General features: G+C 65.7%; 7 protein-coding genes. 1 reads left to right on the forward strand and 6 read right to left on the reverse strand.

The genetic code is table 11. From position 1 onward, the window contains the following. Position 1: 1 nt before the first annotated feature. A complete protein-coding gene (locus B3T59_RS00760) occupies positions 2-1,033 on the reverse strand; it encodes a hybrid-cluster NAD(P)-dependent oxidoreductase (protein WP_287001262.1) in 1,032 nt (343 codons plus the stop codon). Then, positions 1,033-2,298, reverse strand: a complete 1,266-nt coding sequence (locus tag B3T59_RS00765) for an aromatic ring-hydroxylating oxygenase subunit alpha (protein WP_287001266.1) — start codon at positions 2,296-2,298, stop codon at positions 1,033-1,035. The genes B3T59_RS00760 and B3T59_RS00765 overlap by 1 nt, the downstream gene beginning before the upstream one ends. Before the next feature lie 415 nt (positions 2,299-2,713). Here B3T59_RS00765 and B3T59_RS00770 point away from each other — a divergent pair, with 415 nt between their 5' ends. Next, complete coding sequence (locus B3T59_RS00770) at positions 2,714-4,429, forward strand: flavin-containing monooxygenase (protein ID WP_287001263.1); 1,716 nt, start codon at positions 2,714-2,716, stop codon at positions 4,427-4,429. A gap of 67 nt (positions 4,430-4,496) precedes the next feature. Here B3T59_RS00770 and B3T59_RS00775 read toward each other — a convergent pair whose 3' ends face one another. The 4 genes from B3T59_RS00775 to B3T59_RS00790 form a co-directional block, all read right to left on the reverse strand. After that, positions 4,497-5,423, reverse strand: a complete 927-nt coding sequence (locus tag B3T59_RS00775; RefSeq protein ID WP_287001264.1) for an anti-sigma factor — start codon at positions 5,421-5,423, stop codon at positions 4,497-4,499. Continuing rightward, positions 5,416-5,985: an ECF RNA polymerase sigma factor SigK gene (gene sigK, locus B3T59_RS00780; protein WP_005207638.1), complete on the reverse strand. Its 570-nt coding sequence runs from the start codon at positions 5,983-5,985 to the stop codon at positions 5,416-5,418. Before sigK ends, B3T59_RS00775 begins: the two co-directional genes overlap by 8 nt. Before the next feature lie 146 nt (positions 5,986-6,131). After that, positions 6,132-6,962 carry a DUF1295 domain-containing protein gene (locus B3T59_RS00785; RefSeq protein WP_064861752.1) on the reverse strand — a complete coding sequence of 277 codons (831 nt, stop codon included), beginning with the start codon at positions 6,960-6,962 and terminating at the stop codon, positions 6,132-6,134. Further along, entirely contained in the window at positions 6,959-8,329 is a 1,371-nt protein-coding gene (locus tag B3T59_RS00790; RefSeq protein WP_287001265.1) for a class I SAM-dependent methyltransferase, read from the reverse strand. Before B3T59_RS00790 ends, B3T59_RS00785 begins: the two co-directional genes overlap by 4 nt. Positions 8,330-8,425: the final 96 nt, after the last annotated feature.

Below are 8,425 nucleotides of genomic sequence, written 5' to 3' on the forward strand. Positions count from 1 at the left end.
CTCACAGATCGATCACGACGGGCGAGAGTGGTTCGGAGCAGCAGAGCAGGATCTTGCCCTGCTCGATTTCGCGTCGGTGAATCCCGCCCTGATGGTTCATCACGACGTCGCCCGAGGTCTTGGTCACCTTGCACGAGCCACACAGGCCGACACCGCACGACGACGGGAGCGTGACTCCCGCAGCCGCCGCGGCGGCGAGGATCGTCGTGCCTGCGCCGACGTGGATGCGGCGTGCGCGGCGGGTGAAGTCGACGCTGACGCCGTCGGAGGGAGCGCCGTCGTCGCTGGTTGGCAGTCGAAAGCCGAAGCTCTCCTCGTGTATTCGCGTCAGCGAACCGCCGGAGGCGACAAGAGCCGAACGGACACCCGCACGGAACTGGCCTGGGCCACAGAGGAAGACCTCCCTCTCGGCGAGATCGGGGCAGATGCGGGCGAGGGCAGCGGCGTCGAGTCGGCCACGATGCCCCGACCACGCGGCACCCGAATCGTCGTCGGTGAGGCGCGTACAGGCAAAGGCGACAGCGACTTTGGGGTGCGTGACGGCGAGGTCGGCCAGCTCGGTGCGGAACGGGATGTCGTCGAGCGTGCGGGCGCTGTGGATGAAGACGATGTCGGGCGTGGTGCTGCTGTCGGAATCGGTCGCTGCCCGCAGCATCGACATCACCGGTGTGATGCCGCTCCCGGCGGAGATCAACAAGAGTTTGGTCGCGGCCTTGTCGATGTAGCTGAACCGGCCGAGTGGTCCGGATGCAGTGATCGTGCGGCCTTCAGACATGTTGTCGTGCAACCAGTTCGACACGTAACCGCCTACTTTGCGTTTCACCGAGATCGACAGGGTGTCCGGGCGGGTGGGCGACGACGAAATCGAGTAGCACCGTTCGACGACGCGCCCATCGATCTCGATTCCGACCGACAGGAACTGCCCTGGGTTGAACACGAACGTGTACGGCTCGACGGCGCGAAAGGTGAACGTCGCCATGTCGCGGGTGAGTTCGGTGCGGTCGACGCACACGAGGAGGTGGTCGGTGCTCATCACGCGCTCTCGGCGATCTGATCCGGTGTGGCGTCGAGTCCGAGGTTGACGCGCAGCCGTGTGATGTACCAGTTGATGAACGCCTCGACCTGGAACTCCGACGGTCCGTACGGGCCGGGAACGTAGGCGGGATCGGCGATGCCCCGGTGCGCAAGCCGGACCAGGTCGGCGTCCTGCTGGTTGGTGATCTCCCAGACCCCGGTGAGTCGATCGAGGTCGTAGTCGACGCCCTCGACTGCCGCAGCGTTGACCAGCCAGGTGGTGCGCACGAGTGTCTCGTCGGGCCGAATCGGTATGACGGAGAACAACACTGCATGATCGCTGGTCACGTGCAACCACATGTTCGGTTGCAGGTGCATCGAGAGTCGGCCCAGTCGGCGGTCGGGTAGGTCGTCGGAGAGCGGGCGCGTGCACGCGGTGGTTCCGTCGAGTGTGAACGACTCGCCCGCGAGATCCATTGCCTCCCGCTCGATGTGGAATCCCGTTGGGCGGGAGTCGAGTTGGGCGATGCGACGATAGGGGAGACCGAAGCGGGTCCACGTGTCGGCGAGTTGTGCGGTAGCACGTCGATAGCGTTCGACGACAGCGGTGAGCCGGTCGGGGATGGCGTCGGAGTCGCTGTAGCCCCAGGTCGGGAAGAAGACGTTCAGGAGTTCCGGATGGCCGCCGCAGTGGTAGCACTCGCGGTTGTTCTCCATAGCGAGCTTCCAGTTTCCGTTCTCGACGAGATCGGTCTGCTTGGCGACCTTGGCCTCCGCGAGCTTGTGCGGCGCGAGATACGGTTCGACGATGCGCGCGACGTCGTCGATGTCGGTGGGCGGGTCGTCGGCGAGGCAGATGAAGACGAGGCCTGCGATGGTGCGGACTGCGACGGAGCGGAGCGAGAAGCAGCGTTTGTCGAAGTCGGGAGCCTGGGCCTCGGCGTACATGAGGCGACCGTCGGTGCCGTAGGTCCACGAGTGGTACGAGCAGACGATGGTGCCGGTCGAGCCGTTTGCCTGCGTGATCAGGCGGGCTCCGCGGTGGCGACAGACGTTGTGATGGGCGCAGACGTTGCCGAGGTTGTCACGCGTGACGATGACCGATCGCGCACCGAACTCGACGGTGACGTAGTCGCCGGGCTCGGCGATCTCCGCTTCGGCGGCGACGAAGATCCACTGCTTGGCGAAGATCTCGTCGAGGTCGACGTCGAACCACTTCTGGTCGACGTAGAGCTGGCCCGGGAGACTCTGGCCGACGACGCGTGTGCCGATGACAGTGCACATGGCCGGGTCGGCTCGGTGTGCTGTCGGCGGCGCATTCTGCTGGGGCGGGTCAGTGGGCATCGGCCATCGAAGTCTCTCTTGGTGGCGTATGGGATCGCGGTGGCCGGGGAGTGAGGCCTGGGAGTCTGTGAGAGTCGGCGGTGACCCTTGTGCTGATAGTTGCGTATGGCGCAACCGACAGCAACTGATGCAACAAGTGTGAAGGCTCTGGTCGCGTCTGTCAATCGGGCGGCGAGTGGTGACTTGGCGACGATTCAGGGCGGCTTGCAACCCGTGTCGGTTTGGCCCGAATTGACCGGTGTGCCGTTTGACCTGCCCGTATGGAGACCTTGGGCGCAGCGAGGTGATGTTAGCCTTACCTAATCTATTGGCGGTCGGCTGCCGATCTCGGCGCCCGGGACTCGAAGGAATTGCCGTGAAGGTGTGTGTGGTTGGTGCGGGCCCGTGTGGTCTGACGACGATCAAGCAATTGCGCGACGAGGGGCACGATGTTGTCTGCTTCGACAAGAACACGGACCTCGGCGGCCTGTGGCTGCGCCACGAGGGCGATGGCGAGCAGATGAAGGCCTACGACAACCTCATGCTCACGATCTCGATGAAACTCATGGCCTACTCGGATCACCCCTTTGCGGACGGCCGCGTGTTCTACACGCGCGCGCAGTATTTGGAGTATCTGCGTGAGTACGCGGCCCGATTCGACCTCGCCGAGAGCATCACGTGCGGTGCAGAGGTCACCGACATCCGGCGCGACGACCGGGGTTGGACGGTGACTGTCTCACGCGAGGGCGCGACGTCGTCGGAGATCTTCGACGCGGTGGCTGTCTGCTCCGGACCGTTCAAGACGCCCAACCGCGCGATCGCGGGGCTCGAGGGTTTCACCGGGGAGATCGTGCACTCGTCGGAGTACCGCAACAGCGACCGGTTCGAGGGTAAGCGGGTTCTGATTGTCGGCATGGCCGAATCCGGTGCAGACCTCGTGCGCGAAATCGGTGACGTGGCAGCCGAATGCACTCTTGCGATCCGCTCCTACACCTACCTGTTGCCGCGTGTGTTCAACCGTACGAGGACGACTGACAACGGAACCGTGCGTGCGCACGCCCACGAGATGTGCCGGAGGTCGGCAGAGTATCCGTTCGTGCTCGACACCGCATGGGGCCGTAGCTCGGTGATCAAGGCGCTGTTCCTGGCGATGTCGGTGGTGCTGGGTGTGTTCGCCACTGCGGCAGGTGTTGTGCGCGCGTACGCAGGCACGGCGCCGGGAGGTCGGCGCACCGTCGAGCCCGACGTCAATCCCCTCGGACAGCCGATGGAACCGCCGAAGATCGACGTGGACACGCTCGACAACGCGGCCAACTGGGACATGATCCGCACCTGGAATCGACGGTCGCATCCCGACGGCAGTTGGGCGCAGCGCGCGATCTTCTGTAAGAACGTGAGCTTCATCCCGAGTCTCGTCGACGGCCGAGTGGCGTTGAACGACAGTGGAATTGCGAGCTCCGACGGTTCGACGGTGCGCTTCCGTGACAAGAGCTCGGCGGAGTTCGACGCGATCGTGCTGTGCACCGGCTTCACCACCGAGAAGCTGTCGATCGGCGATCTGCAGGTAAAGGACGGCAACGTGCGCAACCTGTACAAGCACTTCTTGCACCCCGAGCACGACGGCACCGCGGCGTTCATCGGATTCGTCCGGCCGTTCTCGGGCGGCATCCCGATCTGTGCGGAGATGCAGGCGCGGTACTTCGCTCGGTTGTGCAGTGGAAAGCTGGCCGTGCCGTCGAACATCGACGAACGCATCGGCCGCGAAAAGGAGTGGGAAGAGCACTGGACTGCTCTGAGTCCCGGCCACACCGAGGCGATCCCGTCGCAGGTGCTGTACCTGGACGCGCTCGCCCGCGAGATCGGTTGCCTGGTGCCGGCGTGGCGAATGATGGTGAACCCCAAGCTGTTCATCCAGTTGTGGTTCGGCAGTTTCAACCAGTCGTGCTATCGGATCGTCGGGCCGCACAAGCTGGGAAAGGCTGCGCTCGACGACCTTTACTCCGAGGCCGTCGAGAATCGTTGGCAGATGGCCGGTCAGTTGGCGCTGCTGCAGTTGATGCCCAAGCGTGTGCACCCGAAGCATCTGATCTGACAAGTTGCGTGGGATGCGCGGGTACAAAAATGCCCCCGTGGATCCCACGCAACTGCGGCGTGGACATCTAGCTCAGCGGCAGTTCGGCGACAAAGCTGCTGGTCGGAGTCGTCGAACCGCCGGGCGGCTCGACGGTGAACGCCAGCGCCTTCGCGTTTCCGATGTGCGGGATCATCGCGGTGGTCGACGGTGCTACGTCCTTGTCGGTCATGGTGCCCGCCGACGTTGCTCCCTCGGGCCCGACCAGCCACATCTGGTAGACCGTCCCTGACTTGGGTGGTGGCACGTCGTTCATGACGAGCACGCCGGCGTCTGCGCTCTCGGAGTACGCGACGGTCGCGCGGCCGGTGGCGACCGAACCCGACGAGGTGCGGATGTCCTTGGCGTCGAACACCTGCTGCGCGGTGGTCTGCTGAGGCTCGTTGTTGGACGAGAGGTTGGCGCCGACGACCCAGCCGACGGCTCCGATCGCGACAGCCACGACGGCCGCGGCCGCGAGGTAGAGGATGCGACGGTTGCGTGGGGTGGTCTCGACACGGTCCTCCGCTGGCGCTCCGGACCGGCTCGACCAGCGGGAAAGGTCCGCGCGCGCGCCGGTTTGGCGGGGAAGGTCCGTGCGCGCTTCGGTTTGGCGGGAAAGGTCTGTTGGTGTGTCGGCTGCCTCGGGCCGGCGGGTGGGGTCCACTGCCGAGAGGCCCGCTGGGCGGGGCGAGGGGGAGTCGTCCTGGGGCTCGGTGCGGATGAGGCGTAGCAGGCGGTCGCGTAGTTCGGGTGGCGGCGCCGCGGATGTGGTGGAACTGACCGAGGCCATCGCCTCGCGAGTGAGTCGGACGTCGCGGTCGAAGGCGGCGCGGTCGGTGTCCGACGCCTTCGCGCGGCGTCGGGCAACCGAGTCGCGCTCGGCCGCACCGAGCGCGTCGAGACCGAGCATCGGGGCGAGGCTGACGAGGTTGTCGTCGGAAGATGCTGGGGCGATTGGCTTTTCGTCAGACATCACGATCTCCGAGGCATGAGCGGAGGCGAGCCATTCCGTCGCGGATACGGCTCTTGATGGTGGGGAGCGCCACCGACAGTCGCTCGGCGACCTCGCGATAGGTGAGCCCCTCGTAGTAGGCGAGGCCGATCGATTCGCGCTGCACGTCGGTCAGCGTTTCTAGGCAGCCGCGGACCTGCGAACTGGTCTCCCGTTTGTCGACGGCTTCGCTGACCTCGTCGAACGTCGAGGTGTAGTCCTGCGCTCCGTAGTTCTCCTCGCGGCGGCTGCTCGCGGTCTCCGATCGCACGCGGTCGACGGCGCGACGGTGTGCCAGGGTGATGAGCCAGCTCAACGCCGAGCCGAGGTCGGCGCGGAACGTCGACGCAGATCGCCAGACCTGCAGGTAGACCTCCTGCGTGGTCTCCTCGCTGTAGCCGGGATCGCGCAGAACGCGCAGCACCATGCCGTAGACGCGATGGCTGGTGAGGTCGTAAAACTCGGCGAATGCGAGCTCGTCTCCCGAAGCTATCTTCTCCAGGAGTGCGGGCAGCCGGTCGCCGGCATCGTGGTCAGCGGTCACCGACAGGCCTCTGCGTTCATCGCAGTTCACCCTAATTGGCGACGTGCCGACCCTCAACCACACCTCTGTCTTCGGCCTCGCAGGATACGACGACCAGGTCGAAGTAGTCGGTCGGGCTGGAGGTGTTGGGGATGCGAGCAGGGCGGTCATGGCGCGTGGCCCTGACTACCCGCCCCCTCACCCGTCTTTGGCGGTAGAGGGAAGAAATATGACGTGCGCTGCTGGTACTCGGGGTAGCCGTCACGCTTGCTCATCGACTGCTCGAGGAGCCGCGCGCCGGTTGCGTACACCAGGAAGTAGGTCATCACGACGGGTGAGAGCGCGGTCAGAACTCCGGGCCACGCCGACGCGGCGATGAGCCACATGCCCCACCAGACGGCGGAGTCGCCGAAGTAGTTGGGGTGCCGCGTCCAGGCCCACAGCCCGCGGTCCATGATCTTGCCCTTATTGGACGGATCAGATTTGAACGACGTCATCTGGGCGTCGCCGATCGCCTCGAACGAGATACCGATGGCCCAGACCACGACTCCCGCGATCAACACGATCCACCAGATTCCGTGCGTTGCGTGCGTGACCGCGGAAACCTGTAGCGGCAGCGACACGAACCACTGCGCGGCGCCCTGGGTGCCGAAAATCTTGCGGATCACGCGCCCGGCCGACGGGTTCTCGCCGAGGACCTTCGCGTAGCGCGGGTCCTCACCCTTGCCGCGGACCTTGCCGAGCATGTGCCAGGTCAGTCGCAGCCCCCACACCGTGACGGCGACGGCCAGAATCCATCGCCGGGTGATGTCGCCGCCGCCGAGAATCAGTGCGATCCAGCCGATCCCGACGAATCCGAATCCCCAGATGACGTCGACGACGTTGTAGTGGCCCAGGCGACGCCCCACCGCAAACGTGATCGCCTGCAGGACAACGATGAACAGCAACGACGCTCCGGTCACCACGCCGAAGCCCGCCCACCCGGTCAGTCCTGTCATGAGTCGGTGCTCGCGGTTGTGTCGTCATCACGGGTGAAGACGAGTTGATGCACGTCGAGGTAGCCCGCGCGAAATCCGGCCTCGGAGTACGCGAGATAGAACTGCCACATCCGCATGAACGTCGAATCGAAACCGAGGGATTCGACGTCGGCGCGGCGAGCGGTGAAGCGTTCGCGCCACAGACGCAGTGTCTCCGCGTAGTGATGGCCCATGGACAGGTTGTCGCGCAGGCGAAGTCGGGTGTGCTCTGCTGTGACGTCGCGCAGCGCGGGCAGTGAGGTGAGCTGTCCGCCGGGGAAGATGTACTTGTGCACCCAGGTATAGGTGTTCCGCGAGGCGCGCATCCTGTCGTGGGGCATGGTGATGGCCTGGATGGCGACGCGCCCGCCTGGCGCCAGTACGCGGTCGATCGTCGAAAAGTAGATGGGCCAATACTTTTCGCCGACGGCTTCGATCATCTCGACCGAGATCACGGCGTCGTAGGTGCCTGTGACGCTGCGGTAGTCGAGCAGGTCTATCTGCACACGGTGGGCGAAGCCTGCTTCGTCGACGCGCTGCATCGCGAGCGCGCGTTGTTCGCTCGAGAGTGTCACCGATCGCACGGTGGCCCCGCGTGCTGCAGCGCGCAGGCACAACTCGCCCCAGCCCGTTCCGATCTCGAGGACGCGAGAGCCCGGACCGACACCCGCGGCGTCGAGTAGGCGATCGACCTTGCGGCGCTGGGCATCTGCGAGGTCGTCGAATCCGACCTGGGAGGTCGGTTTGGGGGTCTGCGTGGCGTCTGCGTCGAGGGACGGGTCGTCGAACAGGGCGCTCGAGTAGGTCATCGTCTCGTCGAGGAAGGTCGCGAAGAGATCGTTGGAGAGGTCGTAGTGTCGCGCGATGTTGCTGCGCGTGTTGGCGGCGGTGTTCTCCTCGTCGGCGGGATGTCGGGGTAGGACCAGGGCGCGCAGGGTTTGCAGCGGCTTCGGGACGAGCCGGGCGACTCGTTCGGCGAATGGGGTGAGGACGCCGACGAGATCGTCGGTGGTCCAGTCGCCCGCCATGAAGGACTCGCCGAACCCGATCAGACCGCCCGAGCCGACGCGACGCGAGAACGCGACCGGGCGTCGAACGATCATGCGCGGCAACACGGTCTCGGTCTTGCTTCCGCGACGTGAGCCGTCGGGGAACTCGATGCGGACTCCGATCCCGGTGGTCGCGTGGCGGAATAGCCATGCCGCGGCGCGTCCACGGACCCGCGCGGCCGCGCCGGTGGGTACGGCCGCGACGTCGGGCCAGCGCCGGGCGTCGGCCGCGGTGAGATCGGTGTCGAGCGCGGGCGGCGGGGTCTCATGCGAGTCGGAGTCGGTGGCGGGACTACTCATCGGTGACCTTTCGGGTGGGGGTGGTCTCGACTCGGCTACTCGCTGCGCTCGTGGCCGGCTCGACCAGCGGTGAGGTGGGCTCGACCGGCGGTGTGG

Source organism: Gordonia sp. UBA7860, assembly GCF_002500165.1.
GTDB lineage: Bacteria > Actinomycetota > Actinomycetes > Mycobacteriales > Mycobacteriaceae > Gordonia > Gordonia sputi.

Coding starts and splice junctions, on each gene's coding strand:
- B3T59_RS00760 (WP_287001262.1), bottom strand. CDS start 1,033: ATGAGCACCGACCACCTCCTCGTGTGCGTCGACCGCACCGAACTCACC.
- B3T59_RS00765 (WP_287001266.1), bottom strand. CDS start 2,298: ATGTGCACTGTCATCGGCACACGCGTCGTCGGCCAGAGTCTCCCGGGC.
- B3T59_RS00775 (WP_287001264.1), bottom strand. CDS start 5,423: ATGTCTGACGAAAAGCCAATCGCCCCAGCATCTTCCGACGACAACCTC.
- B3T59_RS00785 (WP_064861752.1), bottom strand. CDS start 6,962: ATGACAGGACTGACCGGGTGGGCGGGCTTCGGCGTGGTGACCGGAGCG.
- B3T59_RS00790 (WP_287001265.1), bottom strand. CDS start 8,329: ATGAGTAGTCCCGCCACCGACTCCGACTCGCATGAGACCCCGCCGCCC.